This window comes from Pseudoclavibacter endophyticus, from assembly GCF_008831085.1.
In the GTDB taxonomy this organism is placed as follows: domain Bacteria; phylum Actinomycetota; class Actinomycetes; order Actinomycetales; family Microbacteriaceae; genus Pseudoclavibacter; species Pseudoclavibacter endophyticus.
In genome coordinates, this window is sequence record NZ_WBJY01000004.1 from 64,196 (window position 1) to 84,963 (window position 20,768).

The window sequence follows — 20,768 nt, forward strand, 5'->3', positions numbered from 1 at the left end:
CGACAGAGATTGGGCCTCGGCGCTCCCAGAGCGCTGTATCCACCGTTTGGTGGATGCATGAATCAACCCGGTCTCAGATGCTGCGGTCGATGTGGCGGGGTGCGCTGCGCCCGTAGCTTCACAGCATGATTGCCCTGGAAGTACAACATCTGCACAAGCGTTACGGGCACCACGTTGCCGTCGAAGACGTCTCTTTCACTGTTGAGGAGGGGGAGATTTTCGGCATCATCGGGCCTAACGGTGCTGGCAAGACGACAACCGTCGAGTGCATCGCAGGGCTTCGAACACCCGACTCGGGCACGATCTCCGTGTTGGGACTCGACCCGATCAAGGACCGGGCGGAGGTGCGGGAACAGCTCGGCGTGCAACTGCAGGAGAGCAGCTTTCCGGACGCGATCAAAGTCGCGGAAGCGCTCGAGCTCTACAGTTCCTTCTACCGGGCCCCCGTAGATTGGCGCGAGCTCATGGAGCTCCTCAGGCTCGCCGAGAAGCGAAACACGCGGTACAAGGCTCTTTCCGGCGGGCAGAAGCAGCGACTGTCGATCGCGCTCGCTCTGGTTGGCAACCCGAAGGTCGCGATTCTCGACGAGCTCACGACGGGACTAGACCCGCAGGCCAGGCGCGACACCTGGAGCCTCATCGAGCGGGTGCGTGACACGGGCGTCACGATTCTCCTCGTCACGCACTTCATGGATGAAGCCAAGCGCCTCAGCGACCGGATTGCCGTCATCAATGGTGGCCGGGTTGCCGCAGTGGACACGCCCGAAGGGCTGATCACGCAGGCGAGCGCGGTGCAACAAGTCCGGTTCCGCGTGAGTCAGCCGCTGGACAAGAGTGTGTTGACGGGGCTTACCGAGGTGACCGATGTTGAGATCACCGAGGGCCGCTGGCTGGTCACTGGCAGGGGGCAACTGCTGAGCGGCATCGCGGGGGCGCTCGCCAGGGCGCAGGTTGTAGCGGAGGATCTCCGCGTCGACCAGCCCAACCTCGACGACGCGTTCTTGGCATTCACGGGACGCGCACCGGAGTCCTCCGAACCCGTCGAGAGGAAGGCTGACTGATGCGCGCACTCGGGAACATGATCAGGGTCGAGACGAACCTGTTCCTTCGGGATCCTGCCACTGTCATGTTCGGTGTGCTGTTCCCGTCGGCACTCCTGCTCGGGCTGGGCGCCGTCCCGGCGCTCAGGGAGTCGACGCCGGAGACCGGTGAACTTCGGTCCATCGATGTCTGGGCGCCGACGGCACTGGTGTTCGGGATGGTGATGATCGCCGTGCAGCACGTCCCGGCGGTGATCGCGACGTATCGTGAGCGAGGCATCCTGCGCAGGCTGTCGACCACGCCTGCGCATCCGCGGAACGTGCTGATCGCGCAGATGATCGTCGCGTTCGCCTCCGTGGTCGTCTCCGCGGCACTCATGATCGTCCTCGCGTGGGCGGTGCTGGGCATCGCGCCGCCCGAGCGGCCTGTGGAGTTCATCGTTGCTTTCGTGGTCGGCTATGCGGCGCTACTTGGACTCGGCCTGATCTCAGCGGCCTTGGTTCGCACGAGCGGCACCGCCAACCAGATCGGCACCCTACTGTTCGTTGCGCTGATGTTCTTCGGCGGGGCCTTCCTGCCCCGTGTCGTCATGCCCGACGTGCTGCGCATGGCCGGCGAGTTCGTCCCGCCCGGGCTGCAGGCTCTCACTGCGGCGTGGTCCGCCGAAGCGGGCGAGATCACCGCCACCGCCGGCGGGCAGCCCTTTTGGCTGCAGATTGCCATAATGGCGAGTATCGCGGTGGTCGCGAGCGCGGTCGCCGCCAAGATCTTCCGCTGGGAGTAGGTGTGGATGATGCGAGATGCCGGCGCGGTTGCACAACCGAGCTCCGGGATGCACGAGCTCGCCATCGCGGAAGAGGCGGAGATCGCAAATCGTTCTCGGTTGGCCTGGAAGAAGGAGCAGCTGCGGGTCTGGGATCTTCTGCAGCTGCTCACACCGTGGCTGCTGCTGACGACCTCGACGGCGATCTACTTCTCGTGGGTGCTTCCGACCTCGGGTGATCGCTTCTGGCCTCAGGGCGCATCCGTCCTGGGGTTGGTCGCGGTCTCGGTGCTGTGGGTGCTATTCGGGCACACGCTGCCCCTCAGGAGGAGGACGCTCCGGCCCGTGTGGGCCGGCATCTACTTCGTCGGGCTGCTGGCGCTGTGCGTCACCCTGATGACCTACGCCGACATCTTCCTCGTCTTCACCGTCGCGGGTTTCTTCCACGCGTACCTGCTCAGGCCGTGGCCGCTGGGGGTGCTCGGGGTCTTGGCCACCTCCGTGGTCCTCAACGGCACGGCGATGCGTGTATGGGCGGACGCGACCCCCGACATGCTGGCGGAGTCCATCCTGATCGTCGTCCTGCAGACTGCGGCTATCGGGGTGGGCATCCTGCTGACGGCGCGCAGCGAACCGGAGGAACGCAAGCGTGAGGAACTCGTCGAGCGACTCGAGGAGGCATTGCACGAGAACGCTGGGCTCCATGCGCAGCTGGTTGCCCAAGCCCGTGAGTCCGGGACGCAGGACGAGCGGCAGCGATTGGCTGGCGAGATCCACGACACGCTGGCCCAGGGTCTCGCCGGCATCATCACGCAACTCCAGGCAGCGGAGCGTTCCGCGGGGCTGCACGGTGATACGGACGAGCACATCTCGCGCGCACTTCGGCTTGCGCGCAGCAGTCTGACGGAGGCCAGACGGTCCGTCCGGGCGCTCGCTCCCCAGGAACTTGGGAGAGCGCACCTCCCCGACGCGCTCCGTACGCTGACCGAGCGATGGTCGCGGGACGAAGGGACGCGAGCTCAGGTTGAGGTCACAGGTGCTCGAGTGCCACTGAGCCCGGCGATCGAGGTGTCGCTGTTCCGGGCAGCACAGGAATCGCTGACCAATGTGGCGAAACACGCTGGGGCCTCGCGCGTCGGAGTCACACTGTCGTATACAGGCCCCGAGGTGTTGTTGGACGTGCGGGATGATGGACGCGGGTTCGCGACAGGAGTCGGCGTCGGCTTCGGGTTGACGAGCATGCGCCAGCGCATCAGAGGAGTCGGCGGTCAGGTGGAGGTACAGAGCACACCGGGCGAAGGAACATCCGTCAGTGCGCGCGTTCCCGCGATCGCCCCCGGAGGAACGAGCCCAAAGGCGGCGCCCGACCGATGATTCGACTAGTGATCGTCGACGACCACCCGATCGTGAGGGGCGGCCTTCGCGACACCTTCGCGGACGTGGAGGACATCGTCGTGGTTGGCGAAGCCGGTGATGGAGCTGAGGTCATCGAACGTGCGAGGACGCTTGCACCGGATGTTGTGCTCATGGACCTTCGGATGCCCCGAATGGACGGCGCCGCTGCCACTGCTGCCCTGCGCGAGCAAGCCCCGGATGCGCGCGTGTTGATCCTCACTACCTTCGACAGTGAGCGCGACGTACTGCCGGCGATCGAGGCGGGTGCGATCGGCTATCTCCTGAAAGATGCTCTGCCTCAAGAATTGATGCGAGCCGTCCGTGCAGCTGCGCGCGGGGAGTCGGTGCTCGCGCCGTCCGCGACGCAGCACCTTATGGGGCAGGTTCGGAGGCCCAGTGCCGGCGCACTGACCGATCGAGAGAAGGAGGTACTGCAGTTGGTCGCGAACGGCAGTTCGAATCGAGAGGCCGCTACGGCCTTGTTCATCGGCGAAGCAAGCATCAAGACTCATCTGCAGCACATTTACGACAAACTCGGCGTTCGTGATCGCGCCTCGGCGGTGGCCGAGGGTTACCGTCGTCGCCTGCTCACGTGACCTCGCTATTGGCCAGCGCACGGCAAGACCGCTACCGGGAACTGCCTCAGACTATTTCCCGACCCGTGACAACCCCATTCCCGCTCTACTCGAGCACGATGGAGAGAGGCATGCGCCCGATCCCGGAGGGGGCGACCCGCTCAAGCGCCGTTCGCTTGACCGGGCCCTGTTTGCTGAGCATGTGCGCGACCTCGTACAACGGCTCGGTGCTGACCTGCACGTACCCCTCTCCCTGAGCTCCTCGGCCTCCAGCATCCAGATCGCCTCGCGCATCGGAACGGGGCTGACGCCCAGCTCGCGCGCGAGCTGGGCGAGGACGAGCCGGAACGACTGGTGGTGACCAACGCGAAGAACAAGCAGGGCAAGATCTCCCCCTCCTTCGTGTGCGCCGGCAGGCGCAGAGGAAACGCAGACCGTACCCGCCAGGCGATGCTCATCGAAGAAGTCGAGCACCTGATCGAGCAGGACTACCAGCACATCCAGGTCTCCCCGGTCATGCGGCAGAGCATCGCGGGCAGGCTGCACGCGGAGTTCGACCGGCTGATGGCCACCGAGACCGCAGAACTGGGCCACACCTAACCCGCGAACGGGAGCGAGTAGCGACGCGGAGGTCCAGGCGCCGACGCGTTGACATTGGCGCAGAACGCCCGCAACGAGAACGAGGCCCGAACCCTGTCCAAGGGTGGTCCCTTGGTCGAAGGTTCGAACCTTGTCCGCTTGGGGTGAGTAACGGGGCTTGAACCCGCGGCCTCCTAGACCACAACCAGGCGCTCTACCAGCTGAGCTATACCCACCACGTCGGTTGCGCTCCGAGACGAACACCTCGGCGGCTGCAACCACGACAGTGTATTACAAGTGCGGGGTGAATTGCGACACCACGCGCTCGGCCACGGCCTTGACGTCATCCGTCGAGGGACCAGGCTTCGAGACGAACACCGCCTCGCGGTAGTACCGCAGCTCGCGGATCGACTCGAGGATGTCGGCCGTTGCCCGGTGGCCGCCGTGCTTCTCGGGCGAGTTGAAGTAGGCGCGAGGGAACCAGTGGCGCGACAGCTCCTTGATCGTCGAGACGTCCACGCTGCGGTAGTGCAGGTGATCGTCGACGAGCGGCATGTATTTGGCGAGGAACGTGCGGTCCGTTCCGATCGAGTTCCCGGCGATGGGAGCCGCTTTCGCGGTCGGCACGTGCTCGCGGATGTAGGCGAGGACCTGCGTCTGCGCCTCATCGAGCGTGATGCCGTTCGGGAGCTCTTCCAGCAGCCCCGACACGCTGTGCATGTTGCGTACGAACTCGCCCATGTTGTCGAGCGCCTCCTGCGATGGCGCGATCACCACGTCGAATCCGGGGCCGATGAGGTTCAGCTCGAAATCGGTGATGACCACGGCGACCTCGACGAGCTCATCGCGTGCGATGTCGAGCCCCGTCATCTCACAGTCGATCCAGACGAGCCGATCCCTACCGTTTCCCATAACGGCCCATGTTAGGGCTCTCGAAGCCGCGATACGCTTGCCGCGCACGCCCTCGTAGCTCAGGGGATAGAGCAGCGGCCTTCTAATCCGCGTGTCGCAGGTTCGAATCCTGCCGGGGGCACCAGAGCGTCGTCCTTCAAACCAGCGACGTTCCCGGCTTGATCCGCGTAGTGGGCCTGGAGCAGCGTGGTGCGCTCGTCGTAGAGGCGGTCGCGTTCGGTGACCTGTGCTTTGGGCTCGCGGCCTAGACGCCCTGTCTCGCAGGAGCGGGGCGGAATCGCCAGACTCTGACCAGGAGGAGCAGCGCGACGGCCAACCAGGCGATGATGCTCGCGACGAGCCCGAGAGCAGCATCGGGGGTCCAGGTACTGATGACGTGCCAGGGAGTTCCCATCAGCATGGGCGCGATGGTGAGTGCGAGAGCGACGAGCACGGAGCCGACCATGAGAGACGCCGTGACTGTTCGTGTTCTCGGGTGGCGCAGGGTCCCCGCGATGAATGCGAGGATCGCGAGGCCCGCGAGCGCGAGCGCCATCCAGGGGAGCATGGTCAAGACGGCATCGCCCGCTCGTGGTGCAGCGGCATCGCCTTGACTGAGGCGGTCGATGTCCGCGGCGGCGGCGGCGAGACTCGACGCACCTGCTTCGGAGTATGCGTTGGCAAGCACGATGACCGCGCGGTCCTCTTCAGGCATGAGCATGACGTGCGCGAAGTAGCCGGGAGTCGCGCCGGTGTGGTGGATGCGGAGCGTGCCGTCGCTGACGTCGATGCGCCAGCCGAGACCGTAGCCTTGCCCGCTGTCCGTTCCGGACTGATCGCTCCAGGCGGCTGCGCGCAGCTCGTCGGGGATCAGCCCTGCGTCGAGTTGGGCACGGGAATAGGCCATGAGGTCATCGAGTGTTGAGACGAGGTAGCCGTAGGGAGCACCGGAAGGCTCCGATCCGGGGTCATAGGCGACCGGGCTGCCCCACCACAGCCGATGGCCGGGAGGGAGTCCGGGCACCACGCCGTCGACGCCACTGTCGTCCATGCCGACGTGCCTGGTGATGCGCTGGTGCAGTTCATCGGCGAATGAGTTTCCGGTGACCTGTTCGATGAGTGCACCGAGCACCAGGTAGTTTGCACTGCTGTAGGAGTAGCTGCCGATCTCGCCGGAGTGATCGAGTTCGCGCGCGGCACCCGTGACCGTCAGCTGCTCCCGATAGCGTTCTGAGACGGCGAGGCCATCCTGCGCAGAGTATCCGGCGGTATGGTCGAGCAATTGCCGGATCGTGGCGTCATGTTCGAGCCAGGTCAGATGCGTCCGCGCGGTGTCATCGAGCGCGACCCGCCCGTCGTCGACGAGCTGCAGCACGATTGTGCCGGTGATCGTCTTGGCCACGCTCCCGATTAGGAACGGCGTGCTCGACGTGATCGGATCGGCATGCCCATCGTTGCCGAGCAGCCAGACATCCTCATCGTCCCCGTCCAGGACCGCGACGGCGACCCCCGGGATCGAGTTGCTCTGCTGCCATTCGTCCAAATATGCATCCGTCGGCGACCCGCCCGCGAAAGCAGGGGCGGGAGTGAACGTCAGCGCGCAGACGGCGAGGGCCACGGCTCCACAACGACTTCCGGCAATGCGCATCATGATAGCAATATGATCATACTTTTATTAGGCTGCACTTCGTGCCCCGTACCGCCGACCACGAAGCCCGCCGCAGCCAGATATGTGGCGGGGTCCGGAGATCAGTGCTCGAGGTCGGCCTCGTGTCGGTGACCATGTCCAGCGCCGCGAGGGCCGCTGGGGTTTCCGTCGGTCTGGTGCAGCACTATTACGACTCGAAGGAAGCGCTGATCGTGGACACGCTCGAGCGCGTACTCGCGAGTATTCTCGGCAGGGTGGAGCGCGCTACCGCGCTCGCCGAAACGCGCCACTCCCGCATTGAAGACATGCTGCGCGCCGGCATCGAGCAGCTCCTGCCCCTCGACACAGCGCGACGTGAAGAAGCGCGTCTGCGTATGGCATTCGCCGGTCTTGCCCTCGATAACGAAGAGCTTCGCGAGCACCAGACGCGCTTCGCTCGGATACTGAGAGACCGAGCGGCTCGAGCGATCGAGAACGCAGGCAGATGTGGCGAGATCCCGGACCTCGGCTCCGTCGACCCGGAGCTGGAGGCTTATGTACTCCTCTCGTTGACGGAGGGCCTCTGCCACCAGTTGCTCACTAGCCCTACCGGTGACGAGGGCAATCAGGCCCGCAGGGCGATAGCGACACGCATGAGCGCACTTTTCTCAAGTGCTTGTGCACATCGAACATTGAGTTGGTAGGGAAGAAGAATCATCGAACCGGCGAACGTTTGACGCACGGTCGTAGCAGGTGCCGGGCAGCGTGCTGGGTGCCATCAAGCGTTGGAGACGCACTGGTGGCCTTCGGTGGTGGCCTTGCGGTCTCGGCCCTGTCTCGGCGTTAGGAGGGTCGACCAGGCCCCAGGCCAGGAGTGGCCATTGCCACCCATCGCACGATGCCAATCGCGGCGACCCATCGACGAATGCCCTTCGCCACGGCGGGTGCGCGTCGCTACGCTGGAGACACCCGAGTCGAGCGCGAAGCCACGACCTTCGACCCCGAGACGGGCCGCCCGAATTCTCTTTCCGGAGGTGCACGTATGCGAGCACTGCAGTCGCAGATCATGAGTGAGCTCGGCGTCAACCCGAGCATCGACCCGCGACGTGAGGTCGACTCGCGCATCGCATTCCTGGCCGACTATCTCACGGTCACGGGAGCCGCCGGCTACGTGCTTGGCATCTCCGGCGGGCAGGATTCGACGCTCGCGGGCAAGCTGGCCCAGCTCGCCGTCGAACGCGTCCGCGCCGACGGCGGCGATGCGACGTTCGTCGCCGTCCGGCTTCCACACGGCGTGCAGGCCGACGAGGACGATGCGCAGCTCGCCCTCGACTTCATCGCCCCGGATGAGCGGGTGACGTTCAACATCAAGCCCGCGACCGACGGCATCGAGCAGGAGTTCGAGACGGCAACGGGCGTATCGATCACCGACTTCACGAAGGGCAACGTGAAGGCACGGCAGCGCGCGGTGGCGCAGTACGCGCTCGCGGGCGACCGGCGCCTGCTTGTGGTCGGCACCGACCACGCAGCCGAGGCCGTGACCGGGTTCTTCACGAAGTACGGCGACGGGGCCGCCGACCTCATGCCGCTGACCGGGCTCACGAAGCGGCAGGGACGCGCCCTGCTCGAGGCCCTTGAGGCGCCGTCGGCGCTGTACACGAAGACCCCGACCGCCGACCTGCTCGACGACGCCCCCGGGCAGTCCGACGAAGAAGACCTCGGTCTTCAGTACGTCGACATCGATACCTATCTCGAGGGCGGCGAGGTCGCCGACGAGGTCGCCGAGAGGATCGCGCGCATGTACTGGGCGACGCGCCACAAGCGCACCGTTCCTGCCACGCCGTTCGACACGTGGTGGCGCGAGGCACTTCCGGGCACGTAAGCGCGCAGACTGGCAGGAACCGCCCGCAGTGCTCAGTGCCGCAACGCCTCGACGGCCTCGCCGAGGTCGTCGAAGTCGCCGAAGCCCATGAAGCCGCGGCGGTCGGGCAGCATGCGCTTGGCGCGGTAGGGATGGCCGACCTCGCCGAGGTGTTCGACGTAGCCCAGCACTTCACCGCTCTGGCGGGTGATGCGCCAGAGTGTGGCGTTGAGCTGCTGGCGCACGACCCCGCGCACGGTTTCGCGCACGGCAGCGGGACGCGGAATGAGCAGATTGACGTTCATCGGTGGTCCTCTCTCTCGTGCCGCCGGCCCGGCGTTTCGTGGTGCTGTGCACGCTATGGGCACCCACCGACATTCACGGTCTCGCGTCGTACGCTGGGCCCATGACTTCCTTTGTGCTCGCAGGTGGATGCTTCTGGTGCCTCGACGCGGCGTACCGCGCCCTGCGCGGGGTCACCGACGTCGTCTCGGTCTATACGGGCGGCAGCCATCCCGCTCCCGACTATGAGGTCGTGTGTACCGGCACGACCGGGCACGCCGAGGCCGTGCGCGTCGAGTTCGACGAGGAGGTCATTCCGGCGGACGTGATCCTCGACGCGTTCTTCACGATGCACGACCCGCGGCAGCTCAACCGGCAGGGGAACGACGTCGGCACGCAATACCGCTCCGCGATGTTCTACGAGGGCGACGAACAACGTGAACGCTTCGAGGCCGCCCGGGCGCGCGCCGACGAGGCGTGGGGCGGCGGCGTCGTGACCACCGTTGAACCGCTCGGCGAGGTCTTCGAAGCCGAGGACTATCACCAGGACTTCTTCGCGAAGAACCCCGGTCAGGGATATTGCCTTGCGGTGGCCGTCCCCAAGGTGAACAAGATCCGGCAGCGCTTCACCGAGTATCTGAAGGCGTAGAGCGAAGGCGCCCAGGTCGCCGCTCTCGCCGCGTTTCCTCGTCGCCCGCCGCCTGTGGAGTTCCGCTCGTCCACAGGTGACGGAGCACTTCGCGCGGCGCCGTGCTCCGCTCTCGCACACTAGCTGCGACCCGGCGCGGAGCGATCCGGCACGAGCGCCGCGCCGGGTCGCCAGCCGGCGCCGCGGCGCCCCTTCGAGTGGAGACCACGTGCAGAATCACATCACCCTCATCGGCCGCGTCGGCGGCCAACCGGACACGCGCACCACACCGTGGGGCGACCTGGAAGCCACCTTCAGATTGGCGACCACCGAGCGGTGGCGAAAGAAGTCGGGGGAGTGGGAGGACGGCCCGACGAGCTGGTTCACGGTGCGCGCCCTCCGCGGCATGGCCGAGAGCGTCCGCGACAGCGTCGACAAGGGCCAGCAGCTCATCGTGACGGGCCGAGTGCGAGTGCGCCCATGGGAGAACGATCGCGGCAGCGGCGTTGCCGTCGAAATCGACGCCGATCACATCGGCCCCGACCTGCTCGTCGCGACCGCCGCCGTCACGCGGCGGCCACCGTCGAACCCACCGGCGCAGCCGGGCCACCCGGACAACGCCGACCGCCATGCTTCCACGGGAGCGTCGACGCCCGGTCCAACGCCGGGGTCGGCGCCGCTCGGCGCCACCGAGCCCCAGACCGCCGCGATCGGCGCGGCGACCGTGCCGTCCGGCGACTGGGGCGCGCCCGGTGCCGGTGCCTCGAGGACGGCCGAAGAGCCGCCCTTTTGATCGCACTGGTCGCCCTCCCGCCCGCCCGTCGACGCGACCGTCCCCCCACTCGCTGATCGCGGTGTCAGCGCGTGCCACCGGGCGCCAATAGACTGTGGCGCATCATGGCTGAGTACATCTATTCAATGGTTCGCGCCCGCAAGGCGGTGGGCGACAAGCTCATCCTCGACGACGTCACCATGTCGTTTCTCCCCGGAGCGAAGATCGGCATGGTCGGCCCGAACGGCGCTGGCAAGTCGACGATCCTCAAGATCATGGCGGGTCTCGACACCCCCTCGAACGGCGAGGCCTCGCTGAGCCCCGGCTACACGGTCGGCATTCTCATGCAGGAGCCGGAGCTCGACGAGACGAAGAACGTCCGCGAGAACGTCGAACTCGGGGTCGGCGAGATCAAGGGCAAGATCGACCGCTTCAACGAGATCTCGGCAGAGATGGCCGAGCCCGACGCCGACTTCGACGCCCTCATGGACGAGATGGGCAAACTGCAGGAGGCGATCGACGCGGCCGATGCGTGGGATCTCGACTCGCAGCTCGAACAGGCCATGGACGCCCTCCGACTGCCTCCCCCCGACGCCGAAATCGCCGTGCTCTCCGGCGGCGAGAAGCGACGCGTGGCGCTGTGCCGGCTCCTGCTGGAGAAGCCCGACCTGCTGCTGCTCGACGAGCCCACGAACCACCTCGACGCTGAAAGCGTGCAGTGGCTCGAGCAGTTCCTGCAGAAGTACCCGGGCGCCGTCATCGCCATCACGCACGACAGGTACTTCCTCGACAACCTCGCCGAATGGATCGCCGAGGTCGACCGCGGCCGCCTCTATCCGTACGAGGGCAACTACTCGACGTACCTCGAGAAGAAGGGAGAGCGCCTGAAGGTCCAGGGCCAGAAGGACGTCAAGCTCGCCAAGCGGCTCGCGGAAGAACTCGAGTGGGTTCGTTCGAGCGCCAAGGGGCGCCAGGCGAAGTCGAAGGCGCGTCTCGCCCGGTACGAAGAGATGGCCACAGAGGCCGAGCGCACCCGCAAGCTCGACTTCGAGGAGATTCAGATTCCGCCGGGCCCGCGGCTCGGGCAGGTGGTCATCGAGGCCAAAGACCTCAAGAAGGGCTTCGACGACCGGGTGCTGTTCGAGGGGCTCTCGTTCTCGCTGCCCCGCAACGGCATCGTCGGCATCATCGGGCCCAACGGTGTCGGCAAGACCACGCTCTTCAAATCGATCGTCGGCCTCGAGGAGCTCGACGACGGCGACCTCAAGATCGGTGAGACCGTGCGGCTGTCGTACGTCGATCAGTCGCGAGGCGGCATCGACCCCAACAAGTCGCTCTGGGAGGTCGTGAGCGATGGCCTCGACTACATCCAGGTCGGCAATGTCGAGATCCCCTCCCGCGCGTACGTGTCGAAGTTCGGGTTCAAGGGGCCCGACCAGCAGAAGAAGGCCGGTGTGCTCTCGGGCGGGGAACGCAACCGCCTCAACCTCGCGCTCACCCTCAAACAGGGTGGCAACGTGCTGCTGCTCGACGAGCCGACGAACGACCTTGACGTCGAGACCCTGTCGAGCCTTGAGAAGGCCCTGCTCGACTTTCCCGGCTGCGGCGTGGTCATCACGCACGACCGGTGGTTCCTCGACCGCGTCGCGACGCACATCCTGGCCTACGAGGGCACCGACGAGAACCCGAGCGAGTGGCACTGGTTCGAGGGCAACTTCGAGGGCTACGAAGAAGACAAGGTACGCCGTCTGGGCCCCGAGGCCGCCAAGCCCTCACGCGTCACCTACCGCAAGCTCACGCGCGACTAGGGCGGAGTATGCGGTATCACGTGCCGATCCGGCTGCGCTGGAGCGATCTCGACGCGTACAACCACGTCAACAATTCGCGTGTGCTCTCACTGCTCGAAGAAGCACGCGTGCGAACCTTCTGGACCAGCGATGACGGCGAGGCGAGCCCGCTCGCCGTCATCGAAGGCCACCAGGGGGCGTCGACGCAAACGCTCATCGCGCGCCACGAGATCGAATACCTCGCGGCGATTCCTTACCAGGCGCAGCCGATCGACATCCACCTGTGGGTGGGGAGGCTTGGCGCTGCCAGCTGCGAGGTGGGCTACGAGGTGTGGAGCCCGCCGCTCGAGGCGGGACCGGACCACACCGAGGGACGCACGAAGTACGTGGTGGCGGCATCCACGATCGTGTTCATCGACACGGCGTCGCAGCGCCCTCGCCGCATCAGCGACGCCGAGCGGCATGCCTGGGCCCCCTACGTCGAGGAACCGGCGAAGTTCAGGGGCACACGGTAGGGGAGCCCGATGCCCTGCACCCGGAGGGGCTCCGGGCCCTCGGACATACGCTGCGACTACTGCTTGAGCCGCATCATGCCCTCCTGTGCGACGCTCGCGATGTGCCGTCCGTCACGCGTGAAGAAGCGGCCAAACGAAAGTCCGCGCCCGCTCTGCGCATTGGTCGCCTCGGCGACGTACAGCAGCCATTCGTCGACCCGCGCGAACCGGTGCCACCACATCGCGTGGTCGAGGCTCGCGACGCGAAGGCGCGGGTCGATCCATGACAGACCGTGCATGCGCAACATCGGTTCGAGCAGCACGTAGTCGCTCACGTACGCGAGTGCCGCCGCGTGCAGCGAAGGATCGTCGGGCATCTCGCCGACGGTCTTGACCCACACGGCCTGCGACGGCGAACGTTCGTCGTCCGGCGTGAGGTAGATGGGATGCCCGACGTGCCGTATGGCGAAGGGGCGGCGGTGCACCCAGTAATTGGCGAGTGCCTCGCCGGCCGCTTCGACGTGCTCCGCCTCGCTCGGAAGCGACTCGGGTTCGGGCACGCCCGCCGGCATCGTGGCCGCATGCTCGAGGCCGGGCTCCTCGATCTGAAACGAGCCGATCATCGAGAAGATCGTCTTCCCGCCCTGGTACGCGCGCACCGAGCGCGTCGTGAAGGAGTTGCCGTCGTGCGTGCGGTCGACCGAGAACGTGATCGGCTGATGGATGTCGCCCGGGCGCAAGAAGTAGCCGTGCATCGAATGGATCGGCCGATCGTCGTCGATCGTGCGCATCGCGGCCATGATCGACTGCGCGACGACCTGACCGCCGAAGACGCGCCCGTGCGGCATCCACTGACTCGGACCCGTGAAGATGTCGAGCGTCGTGCGGGCCCCGGTGTCACTGAGGTTCAGGGTCGAGAGGAACGCCTGCAGGGGCGGCATCGACTCGAGCTCTGCATCGGTCGGCGGATTGGACGCCTGGTATCCGTTGAGGTTCCAGCTCGCGGAAGAACCGATGGGCGACGTGGGTGATGGTCGCTGCGACATCTGGCTAGTTTAGGAGACGATGACTGCCGTACTGAGACTCCCCAACGACCGCGCGCGAGACGACCTTGCGACCTATCTGGGCCGCGCCGCCCGCATCGAGGGCGGTGCCGTGCGCCTCCAGGCGGTGACGGGCGCGGGAGGCGACGCTGTCGCGGTCTGGGTGCCGGTGCTGCGACCCCAGACGATCCTCGACGATTCGCCGATCGTGCTTGGCATGCGCGCAATCGGCGCCGTCATCGAATCACCTGAGCCGGTCGATCTGCGGGACGGCAGCTTCGACGCCGCCGTGCCCCTGCGCGGCATGCTCGACCGGCTCGCGAGCGATCGGGAGCAGCACCGGCTCGAACTGCCCCTCCCCGTCGAGCGCCCCCTCGAGTCCTGGGCCGCGGTGTCGCCGCCCCGCGGCCAATGGGAGCGGCTGGGCGCGATCGCCGGCGCCGAACTCGCCGCGGCGGCCGATCGAGGCATCGCCGACGTCGCCCGCGCCGTCCCGGGCAACCTCGGCACGCTGCTCGTCGAGCGGGCCAGGACCGAGGTGTGGACCGCGCCGCTCGACGTGCCGGGAGCGTCCGGCCACGGACTCGTCGCCGGCGCCGCGTTCGCGGCGCACGCGCTCGGGTTCATTACCGATGCCCCCGCCGTGCTGAGCCGATCGGGTGTCTGGCTTCGCGTGTCGACCACCGCGGGTCACGTGCTCACGAAGGCGCGACTTGCCACCGCCTGAACCGCCGGCCGCGGAGACGCCCGCCCGGCGGGGCCCTCCCGGCGCGGCCCGGCTGCGCCGTCCCGGTCGGCATGGCATGGCCCCGTCCCCTACGCTCGTGGCGTGCGTGATTCGCACACGAAAGGATGCCAAATGACGACACCCCGGTCGATTGACGACCTGAAAGCCCTCATCTCCGACCGCAACCCGGGCGAGCCCGAGTTCCATCAGGCCGTCGGCGAGGTCCTCGACACCCTCGATCCCGTACTGGTGCGCCACCCGGAACATCTCGATCTGGCGATCGTGCGACGCATCGCCGAGCCGGAACGACAAATCATCTTTCGCGTGCCGTGGATCGATGACAGCGGCAACGTGCAGGTCAACCGGGGCTTCCGCGTCGAGTTCAACTCGGCGCTCGGTCCGTACAAGGGCGGCCTGCGGTTCCACCCGTCGGTCAATCTCGGCATCATCAAGTTCCTCGGCTTCGAGCAGATCTTCAAGAACGCGTTGACGGGCATGCCCATCGGCGGCGGGAAGGGCGGCAGCGACTTCGATCCGCGCGGCAAGAGCCAGCGCGAGGTCATGGCGTTCTGCCAGTCGTTCATGACCGAGCTCTTCCGTCACATCGGCGAGCACACCGACGTGCCCGCGGGCGACATCGGCGTCGGCAGGCGAGAGATCGGGTACCTCTTCGGCCAGTACAAGCGCCTCACGAACCGCTTCGAAGCTGGGGTGCTGACCGGCAAGGGAATGTCATGGGGCGGGTCGCTCGTCCGCACCGAGGCGACGGGCTACGGCACCGTCTACTTCGCCGAGGAGATGCTCCGCACGCAGGGCGAGTCGATGGATGGCAAGACCGTCGTGGTGTCGGGTTCGGGCAACGTGGCGCTGTACGCGATCGAGAAGGCGCATCAGCTCGGTGCGCGCGTCGTCACCGCCTCCGATTCCTCCGGTGCCGTGTACGACCCCGATGGCATCGACCTCGAGCTGCTCAAGCAGCTGAAGGAGGTCGAGCGCGGCCGTATCAGCGAGTACGCCGAACGAAAAGGCGGCGCGGCTGAGTTCCGGTCGGGGCGCAATGCCGTCTGGGAGGTGCCGGCGGACGTCGCGCTGCCGTGCGCGACGCAGAACGAACTCGACGAGGATGCGGCGATCACGCTCGTCAAGCACGGGGTGAGGGTGGTGGCCGAGGGCGCGAACATGCCGTGCACCTCGGCGGCCATCAACGTGCTGCAGCGGGCCGAGGGCACGCTCTTCGGGCCGGGCAAGGCGGCGAACGCTGGTGGTGTGGCGACAAGTGCGCTCGAGATGCAGCAGAACGCCTCACGCGACTCGTGGTCGTTCGAATACACCGAGGAGCGGCTTCGGACGATCATGGTCGACATCCATGCCCGCTGCCGCGAGACCGCCAGCGAATACGACAGGCCAGACGACTACGTGCTCGGCGCCAACATCGCGGGCTTCTCGAAGGTCGTCGAGGCGATGCTCGCGCAGGGCGTCATCTAGGCGCGTTCCGGTGGCTGCGGCGACGCATCGAATGTGTTGACCATCGCGTGCGCCGCTCGGTCGAAGTACTCGAGCATCGTGAGCCGGTGCATGGGCGAGATGCGCGAGTCGGGCGCGGCGCACAGCTCGTTGAGCGCATCCGTCATGTGCCGCAGCCACCGGTCGCGAGCATCCGGGTTCACCCGGAACGCGTGGTGACGCATGCGGAGCCGCGGATGCCCGCGCTCCTGGGAGTAGGTGCTCGGGCCCTCGAAGTACTGCGCCAGGAAGTGGGAGAGCCGCCAGATCGCGCCGTCGAGGTCGTCCTGCGGATACATGGGCCACAACACCTCGTCGCGCCGCACGCGCTCGTAGAACGCGCTCGTCAGCCGATCGAATGTGGCCTGTCCGCCCACCTCGTCGAAAAACGTCGGGAGCGCCTCGGGGTTGCCGCCGAGCTGAACCGACGATTTCATGCGCGCTCCTCGCTGCCGGGATCGGTTGCGGCCGGATTCTGAGGGTTGAACCGTTGGACCCGGTTCGCTATTCCGTTGACCCCGTCGAACACGATCGTGTTGAGCGGCGGCAGCGCGATGCCGTTGCGCTTGAAGGCCTCCTGGATGCGCGCCCGCAGTTCGCGCTGGACCTCCCATCGGGTGCCCGCCTTCGTCTTCGCGACGAGACGCACGACGACGGCCTCGGCCGAGATGGTCTCGAGCCCCCAGATCTGCGGTGCCTCGAAGAACTTCACGCCCCACGCCGGATCCTGGTACAGGCCCATCGCCGCGCCGAGCATGGTTTCTTCGACGAGCCTGCGATCGACGAGGTACGGGACCGCGAGATCGATGATCGCTCGGTTCCACCCCTGCGAATTGCTGCCGACGCGCACGACCTCGCCGTTGCGCACGAACCAGAGGGTGCCGTTGACGTCACGCACCTGCGTAACACGCACCCCCACCTTCTCCACGATGCCGACCGCCTCGCCCATGTCGACCTCGTCGCCCACCCCGAGTTGGTCCTCCATGACCATGAACAGGCCGTTGAGCACGTCGCCGACGATCTTCTGCGCTCCGAAACCGAGGCCCGCACCGACGGCGGCAGACAGCAGCGAGAGGGAGGCCAGCACGTTCGGCGCCGCCCTGCCGATGCACAGCATCACGACGACGACGACGATGGTGACCGTGACCACATTCGACAGCACCGAGCCGATCGTGCGCGTGCGCTGCACCGTCCGCACCGCCGCCAGCGGCGACTTGACCATGAGCTCTTGCGTGTCGTCGGCGCCCTTGCGCTTCTTGACGCCGCTGACGACCTGGTTGACGAACCTGCGGATCAGGAACTGCAGGCCCCAGCGCAGCAGGAGGCCGCCGAGGATATAGGCGAGGATCCACAGCGGGACCTGGAACGTGTCGACGAGTTCGAAGAAGGTGATCTGGGGAAGCATATCGGGCACAAGCGTACGGCGCGGTTTCCCTCAGTCCGCCCAATGCCCGTTCGCCCGTCGTGCACCTCCCGGCGACCGCGGCGCCGCGTCGGGAGGCGACGCGCGCTCAGCCGGCGTCGCGCTGCTGCGCGCGCAACGACCGCTCGACGGCCGCACGCCCCTCGATCACGATGCGCCGGAGCGCGTCTGGTGCGTCGGTGTTCGCATCGAGCCACGCGGTCGCCGCAGCCAGCACCTGCTCGGTCGGCAGGTACGAGGGGAAGAAGCCTTCGATCAGCTCCTCGGCGATGTGGAAACTGCGGGAGTCCCACACGCCACGGATGGCCTCGAAGTAGCGGTCGACGAACGCCTCGAGGACGGCATCGTCGCCCCGCGAGAAGCCCGCGGCTGTGGCGCGGACGATCGAGTTCGGAGCATCCGACGACACCATGACGCGCTGCCACGCGGCGTCTTTGTCGTCGTTCGCGGGGCCGGCCGCCGCTGCGTGGGCGGCAGCCCGCTGCCCGTCGGCGGTGTTGTCCTCGGCCAGGCGGGCGTCGATGTCGGCGCGGGTCCGGCGGCCCCCGGCGACGAGCGCGATGAGGAGCTCCCACCCCAGATCGGTGTCGATCTCGAGTCCCTCGAGCGAGCGTTGCTGCGTGAACAGTGCGTCGATGACGTCGAGATGCGCGGTCGTGTGCGCCAGGCCGGCGAACGACTTCACGAAGGCGAACTGGGCATCGGAACCAGGCTCGGCCGCCTCTGCGAGCGCCCACAATTCGTCGGTCACGACCTCGAGGATCTCCTCCCGGTCTTCCGCGTCCGTGTAGTACTTGGATGCGGTGGCGAGCTGGCCGAGAACAGTGCGCCGTGTCGTCGACTCGGTTTCCGTGCCGATCGTGCCCAGCACGAGGCGGATGAAATCACGCGGACGGGTCTCGGCGTCGCGCGTGGAATCCCACACGCTGCTGAGGACGAGGGAGCGGGCGAGTGGCGACTCGATCGACGCGAGGTGATCGACCGCGACCCGCAGCGAGTCGTCGTCGAGGCGGATCTTCGCGTAGGCGAGGTCGTCGTCGTTGAGCAGGATCATGGCCGGACGCGGGCGCCCTGCGAGCGCGGGAACCTCGGTGAGCGGGCCGTCGACATCGAGCTCGAGCCGGTCGGCGCGGCGCAGCACGCGCTGCTCGCCCTCGCCACCGTCGTGGAGCTCGAAGAGGCCGATCGCCAGGCGGTGGGGGCGGAGGGTCGGATGCTCCTCCACGGCGGTCTGTTCGACGGCGAACGAGGTGATGACGCCCCGCTCGTCGACCTCGAGCCGAGGCCGCAGCGTGTTGACGCCCGCGGTCTCGAGCCAGAGCCGCGACCACGCCGACAGATCGCGGCCGGACGCAATCTCGAGCTCGGCGAGCAGGTCACGCAGCTCGGTGTTGCCCCATCCGTGCTTGCGGAAGTACGTCGAGACGCCCTGGAAGAAGGCCTCGCGCCCGACCCAGAAGAACAGCTGCTTGAGCACCGAGCCGCCCTTGGCGTACGTGATGCCGTCGAAGTTGACGAGCACGTCGTCGAGATCGCGGATCTCCGCCACGATGGGATGCGTCGACGGCAGCTGGTCTTGCCGGTAGGCCCAACTCTTCTCCATCGCGTTGAAGGTGGTCCATGCTTCCGACCACCCGGTCGCCTCCGCGCACGCGATCGTCGAGATGAACTCGGCGAACGACTCGTTCAGCCACAGGTCGTTCCACCAGCGCATCGTGACGAGGTCGCCGAACCACATGTGGGCAAGCTCGTGGAGGATGGTGACGTCGCGACGCTCGCGCACCGCGTCTTGCACTTTCGACCGGAACACGTAGGTCTCGGTGAACGTGACGCAGCCCGCATTCTCCATCGCCCCGGCGTTGAACTCGGGCACAAACAGCTGGTCGTACTTCTCGAAGGGGTACGGGCCGTTGAAGTTCTTCTCGTAGTACTCGAAGCCGCGCTTCGTGGTGGTGAAGATGTTCTCCGCATCGAGATACTCGGCGACTGACGCGCGGCAGTAGACGCCGAGCGGGATGGTGCGGCCGTCCATCGAGACGAGGGAGTCGTGCTGCGAGACGTACGGGCCGGCGACGATCGCCGTGATGTAGCTGGAGATGCGTGGTGTCGGCGCGAAGTGCCACGTCGAGGTGGCCTCGGTGGCGGGGACGGGCTGCGGGCTCGGCTGGTTCGAGATGACCTGCCAGTGGCTCGGCGCCGTCACGTGGAACACGAACTGGGCCTTGAGGTCGGGCTGCTCGAACACGGCGAACACGCGGCGCGAGTCCGGTACCTCGAACTGCGTGTAGAGGTAGACCTCGCCGTCGACGGGGTCGACGAAGCGGTGGAGCCCTTCGCCGGTGTTCATGTACACCGCGTCGGCGACCACGACGAGGCGGTTGTGCGCCTCGAGGCCGTCGAGGCGGATGCGCACGCCGTCACTCACGTCGGCGGGGTCGAGCACGCGACCATTGAGCTCGACGTGGTGCACCTGGCGGGTGATCGCGTCGATGAACGTCGATGCCCCCGGGACCGCGTCGAACGTGACCACCGTCGTGGACCGAAACGCCTCGTCACCCGTCGTTAGGTCGAGCGCGATGTCGTACAGATGCACGTTGACGGTCGCACGGCGCTCCTGCGCTTCGGCGCGGGTCAGGTTCTCACCGGGCATGCCACTCCTTCGTCGGACTTCGGTCCTGGGCCGTACGTAGAGCACGCCTCAGTTGCGAAAAGCCTAGTCGCCCAGCGATTCCCCGCCGCGCAGCCGCGCGCGCGGCGCGCCGAATCCGCGAAGCCCGCGGGGCATCTGCGTCCGCGAGATGGCACTCGGATGCTCGAATTCGGAATCGGGTCCGGCGCGTTCCCGGCCCCCCGCGCCCACGGTCAGATGGTGAAGAGCATCGCGACCACACCGCCGAGCGTGAGGAGGATCGCGGCGAACGGCACGCACAGGATCCCGATGTACCAGCCGAGGCCATGGCGCTTCTGCGGCACGACGCCGAGCGCACCAGGCGACCAGGTGATCCACGGCGGTCCGTAGAAGACGGGCACGGTCTGCCCGGGATGCACCTGGACCTGCAACGCGGCGTGGCCGAAATTCCAGAGGTACCTGATCTGCGCCTCGATCACGTAGGTGCCGGGCTGGACGGGGATCAGGGCGGTGCCGTGATTCACGATCGACACCTGGTAACCGTTCAAGGTGACGGTGGGCGGGATCATCGTCGATGTCCAGATATTGCCCTGCACCGTGAACTGGACGTATCCGGGCTGAGCCACCGCCTGTCGGTGCTGGGCCGCAGCTGCGGGCACCTGAGCCGGCGGTGGCGGTCCATGGGTGGCCTGCGGGGCCTGCGGACCCAGTGGCGGCTGCGAAGGGCGCCAGCCCGCGGGTGCCGGCG

22 protein-coding genes and 2 tRNA genes are annotated in these 20,768 nt (G+C 66.9%); 14 read left to right on the top strand and 10 right to left on the bottom strand.

Features of this window, described 5'->3' with window-relative positions; translation table 11 throughout:
- Positions 1-125 precede the first annotated feature (125 nt).
- The 4 genes from F8O04_RS13245 to F8O04_RS13260 are packed head-to-tail and all read left to right on the top strand — an operon-like array spanning position 126 to position 3,795.
- Positions 126-1,061 (top strand): ABC transporter ATP-binding protein, encoded by a 936-nt coding sequence (locus F8O04_RS13245; RefSeq protein ID WP_158029874.1) that lies wholly within the window; start codon positions 126-128, stop codon positions 1,059-1,061.
- A gap of 17 nt (positions 1,062-1,078) precedes the next feature.
- A complete protein-coding gene (locus tag F8O04_RS13250) occupies positions 1,079-1,825 on the top strand; it encodes an ABC transporter permease (protein WP_158029875.1) in 747 nt (248 codons plus the stop codon).
- Positions 1,826-1,873: 48 nt separating this feature from the next.
- Positions 1,874-3,178, top strand: a complete 1,305-nt coding sequence (locus F8O04_RS13255) for a sensor histidine kinase (RefSeq protein ID WP_188726507.1) — start codon at positions 1,874-1,876, stop codon at positions 3,176-3,178.
- Between the two features lie 8 nt (positions 3,179-3,186).
- Positions 3,187-3,795 carry a response regulator transcription factor gene (locus F8O04_RS13260; protein WP_308420220.1) on the top strand — a complete coding sequence of 203 codons (609 nt, stop codon included), beginning with the start codon at positions 3,187-3,189 and terminating at the stop codon, positions 3,793-3,795.
- A gap of 85 nt (positions 3,796-3,880) precedes the next feature.
- Here the strand turns inward: F8O04_RS13260 and F8O04_RS15195 are convergent, their stop codons facing one another.
- A complete protein-coding gene (locus F8O04_RS15195; protein WP_263971344.1) occupies positions 3,881-4,015 on the bottom strand; it encodes a hypothetical protein in 135 nt (44 codons plus the stop codon).
- 116 nt (positions 4,016-4,131) lie between these two features.
- On the opposite strand from F8O04_RS15195, the gene F8O04_RS13265 reads away from it, so the two are divergent.
- A complete protein-coding gene (locus F8O04_RS13265; RefSeq protein ID WP_158029878.1) occupies positions 4,132-4,374 on the top strand; it encodes a hypothetical protein in 243 nt (80 codons plus the stop codon).
- Positions 4,375-4,513: 139 nt separating this feature from the next.
- On the opposite strand, the gene F8O04_RS13270 is transcribed toward F8O04_RS13265, so the two are convergent.
- Together F8O04_RS13270 and orn are read right to left on the bottom strand one after the other, a co-directional pair.
- Positions 4,514-4,589, bottom strand: a tRNA-His gene (locus tag F8O04_RS13270).
- Positions 4,590-4,644: 55 nt separating this feature from the next.
- Entirely contained in the window at positions 4,645-5,265 is a 621-nt protein-coding gene (gene orn, locus F8O04_RS13275; protein ID WP_158029879.1) for an oligoribonuclease, read from the bottom strand.
- 48 nt (positions 5,266-5,313) lie between these two features.
- Here orn and F8O04_RS13280 point away from each other — a divergent pair.
- A tRNA-Arg gene (locus F8O04_RS13280) sits at positions 5,314-5,389 on the top strand.
- A 120-nt stretch (positions 5,390-5,509) separates the two neighbouring features.
- On the opposite strand, the gene F8O04_RS13285 is transcribed toward F8O04_RS13280, so the two are convergent.
- On the bottom strand, positions 5,510-6,787 hold the full coding sequence (locus tag F8O04_RS13285; protein ID WP_188726506.1) for a serine hydrolase domain-containing protein: 1,278 nt from the start codon (positions 6,785-6,787) through the stop codon (positions 5,510-5,512).
- A gap of 227 nt (positions 6,788-7,014) precedes the next feature.
- Here F8O04_RS13285 and F8O04_RS13290 point away from each other — a divergent pair, with 227 nt between their 5' ends.
- Both F8O04_RS13290 and nadE read left to right on the top strand, forming a co-directional pair.
- Positions 7,015-7,575 (top strand): TetR/AcrR family transcriptional regulator, encoded by a 561-nt coding sequence (locus F8O04_RS13290; protein WP_225735111.1) that lies wholly within the window; start codon positions 7,015-7,017, stop codon positions 7,573-7,575.
- Between the two features lie 338 nt (positions 7,576-7,913).
- Complete coding sequence (gene nadE / locus F8O04_RS13295; protein ID WP_158029882.1) at positions 7,914-8,753, top strand: ammonia-dependent NAD(+) synthetase; 840 nt, start codon at positions 7,914-7,916, stop codon at positions 8,751-8,753.
- A gap of 32 nt (positions 8,754-8,785) precedes the next feature.
- Here the strand turns inward: nadE and F8O04_RS13300 are convergent, their stop codons facing one another.
- A complete protein-coding gene (locus F8O04_RS13300) occupies positions 8,786-9,037 on the bottom strand; it encodes a hypothetical protein (RefSeq protein WP_158029883.1) in 252 nt (83 codons plus the stop codon).
- Between the two features lie 101 nt (positions 9,038-9,138).
- Here F8O04_RS13300 and msrA point away from each other — a divergent pair, with 101 nt between their 5' ends.
- The 4 genes from msrA to F8O04_RS13320 all read left to right on the top strand — a co-directional run bounded on the left by msrA (position 9,139) and on the right by F8O04_RS13320 (position 12,716).
- Entirely contained in the window at positions 9,139-9,663 is a 525-nt protein-coding gene (gene msrA / locus F8O04_RS13305; protein WP_158029884.1) for a peptide-methionine (S)-S-oxide reductase MsrA, read from the top strand.
- A 208-nt stretch (positions 9,664-9,871) separates the two neighbouring features.
- The gene (locus tag F8O04_RS13310; protein WP_188726505.1) at positions 9,872-10,435 is read left to right on the top strand and encodes a single-stranded DNA-binding protein; all 564 of its coding nucleotides are present in this window, start codon (positions 9,872-9,874) and stop codon (positions 10,433-10,435) included.
- 104 nt (positions 10,436-10,539) lie between these two features.
- Positions 10,540-12,222, top strand: coding sequence for an energy-dependent translational throttle protein EttA (gene ettA / locus F8O04_RS13315; RefSeq protein WP_158029886.1), 1,683 nt, complete (start codon positions 10,540-10,542; stop codon positions 12,220-12,222).
- 8 nt (positions 12,223-12,230) lie between these two features.
- Entirely contained in the window at positions 12,231-12,716 is a 486-nt protein-coding gene (locus tag F8O04_RS13320; RefSeq protein WP_158029887.1) for an acyl-CoA thioesterase, read from the top strand.
- Between the two features lie 56 nt (positions 12,717-12,772).
- Here F8O04_RS13320 and F8O04_RS13325 read toward each other — a convergent pair whose 3' ends face one another.
- Positions 12,773-13,636, bottom strand: a complete 864-nt coding sequence (locus tag F8O04_RS13325; RefSeq protein WP_225735112.1) for an acyl-CoA thioesterase — start codon at positions 13,634-13,636, stop codon at positions 12,773-12,775.
- 124 nt (positions 13,637-13,760) lie between these two features.
- Between F8O04_RS13325 and F8O04_RS13330 the strand changes: the two genes are divergently transcribed.
- The gene (locus F8O04_RS13330; RefSeq protein ID WP_158029889.1) at positions 13,761-14,465 is read left to right on the top strand and encodes a hypothetical protein; all 705 of its coding nucleotides are present in this window, start codon (positions 13,761-13,763) and stop codon (positions 14,463-14,465) included.
- Positions 14,466-14,597: 132 nt separating this feature from the next.
- Positions 14,598-15,950 (top strand): NADP-specific glutamate dehydrogenase, encoded by a 1,353-nt coding sequence (gene gdhA, locus F8O04_RS13335; RefSeq protein WP_158029890.1) that lies wholly within the window; start codon positions 14,598-14,600, stop codon positions 15,948-15,950.
- Here the strand turns inward: gdhA and F8O04_RS13340 are convergent.
- From F8O04_RS13340 to F8O04_RS13355, 4 genes are all read right to left on the bottom strand, one after another.
- Positions 15,947-16,405, bottom strand: a complete 459-nt coding sequence (locus F8O04_RS13340; RefSeq protein WP_158029891.1) for a globin — start codon at positions 16,403-16,405, stop codon at positions 15,947-15,949. The two genes, gdhA and F8O04_RS13340, sit on opposite strands and share 4 nt — an antisense overlap.
- A complete protein-coding gene (locus F8O04_RS13345) occupies positions 16,402-17,373 on the bottom strand; it encodes a mechanosensitive ion channel family protein (RefSeq protein ID WP_158029892.1) in 972 nt (323 codons plus the stop codon). The genes F8O04_RS13340 and F8O04_RS13345 overlap by 4 nt, the downstream gene beginning before the upstream one ends.
- Positions 17,374-17,479: 106 nt before the next feature.
- Positions 17,480-20,041 carry an aminopeptidase N gene (pepN, locus tag F8O04_RS13350; RefSeq protein ID WP_158029893.1) on the bottom strand — a complete coding sequence of 854 codons (2,562 nt, stop codon included), beginning with the start codon at positions 20,039-20,041 and terminating at the stop codon, positions 17,480-17,482.
- Positions 20,042-20,253: 212 nt separating this feature from the next.
- Entirely contained in the window at positions 20,254-20,646 is a 393-nt protein-coding gene (locus tag F8O04_RS13355) for a hypothetical protein (protein ID WP_158029894.1), read from the bottom strand.
- Between the last annotated feature and the right edge of the window lie 122 nt (positions 20,647-20,768).

Bases quoted from the DNA above. Each gene is read 5' to 3' on its own strand.
- F8O04_RS13300 (WP_158029883.1), bottom strand. From the start codon at position 9,037: ATGAACGTCAATCTGCTCATTCCGCGTCCCGCTGCCGTGCGCGAAACC.
- ettA (WP_158029886.1), top strand. From the start codon at position 10,540: ATGGCTGAGTACATCTATTCAATGGTTCGCGCCCGCAAGGCGGTGGGC.
- F8O04_RS13320 (WP_158029887.1), top strand. From the start codon at position 12,231: ATGCGGTATCACGTGCCGATCCGGCTGCGCTGGAGCGATCTCGACGCG.
- gdhA (WP_158029890.1), top strand. From the start codon at position 14,598: ATGACGACACCCCGGTCGATTGACGACCTGAAAGCCCTCATCTCCGAC.
- pepN (WP_158029893.1), bottom strand. From the start codon at position 20,041: ATGCCCGGTGAGAACCTGACCCGCGCCGAAGCGCAGGAGCGCCGTGCG.
- orn (WP_158029879.1), bottom strand. From the start codon at position 5,265: ATGGGAAACGGTAGGGATCGGCTCGTCTGGATCGACTGTGAGATGACG.
- F8O04_RS13245 (WP_158029874.1), top strand. From the start codon at position 126: ATGATTGCCCTGGAAGTACAACATCTGCACAAGCGTTACGGGCACCAC.
- F8O04_RS13255 (WP_188726507.1), top strand. From the start codon at position 1,874: ATGCACGAGCTCGCCATCGCGGAAGAGGCGGAGATCGCAAATCGTTCT.
- F8O04_RS13325 (WP_225735112.1), bottom strand. From the start codon at position 13,636: ATGCCGCCCCTGCAGGCGTTCCTCTCGACCCTGAACCTCAGTGACACC.
- F8O04_RS13250 (WP_158029875.1), top strand. From the start codon at position 1,079: ATGATCAGGGTCGAGACGAACCTGTTCCTTCGGGATCCTGCCACTGTC.
- F8O04_RS13345 (WP_158029892.1), bottom strand. From the start codon at position 17,373: ATGCTTCCCCAGATCACCTTCTTCGAACTCGTCGACACGTTCCAGGTC.
- F8O04_RS13340 (WP_158029891.1), bottom strand. From the start codon at position 16,405: ATGAAATCGTCGGTTCAGCTCGGCGGCAACCCCGAGGCGCTCCCGACG.
- nadE (WP_158029882.1), top strand. From the start codon at position 7,914: ATGCGAGCACTGCAGTCGCAGATCATGAGTGAGCTCGGCGTCAACCCG.
- F8O04_RS13330 (WP_158029889.1), top strand. From the start codon at position 13,761: ATGACTGCCGTACTGAGACTCCCCAACGACCGCGCGCGAGACGACCTT.
- msrA (WP_158029884.1), top strand. From the start codon at position 9,139: ATGACTTCCTTTGTGCTCGCAGGTGGATGCTTCTGGTGCCTCGACGCG.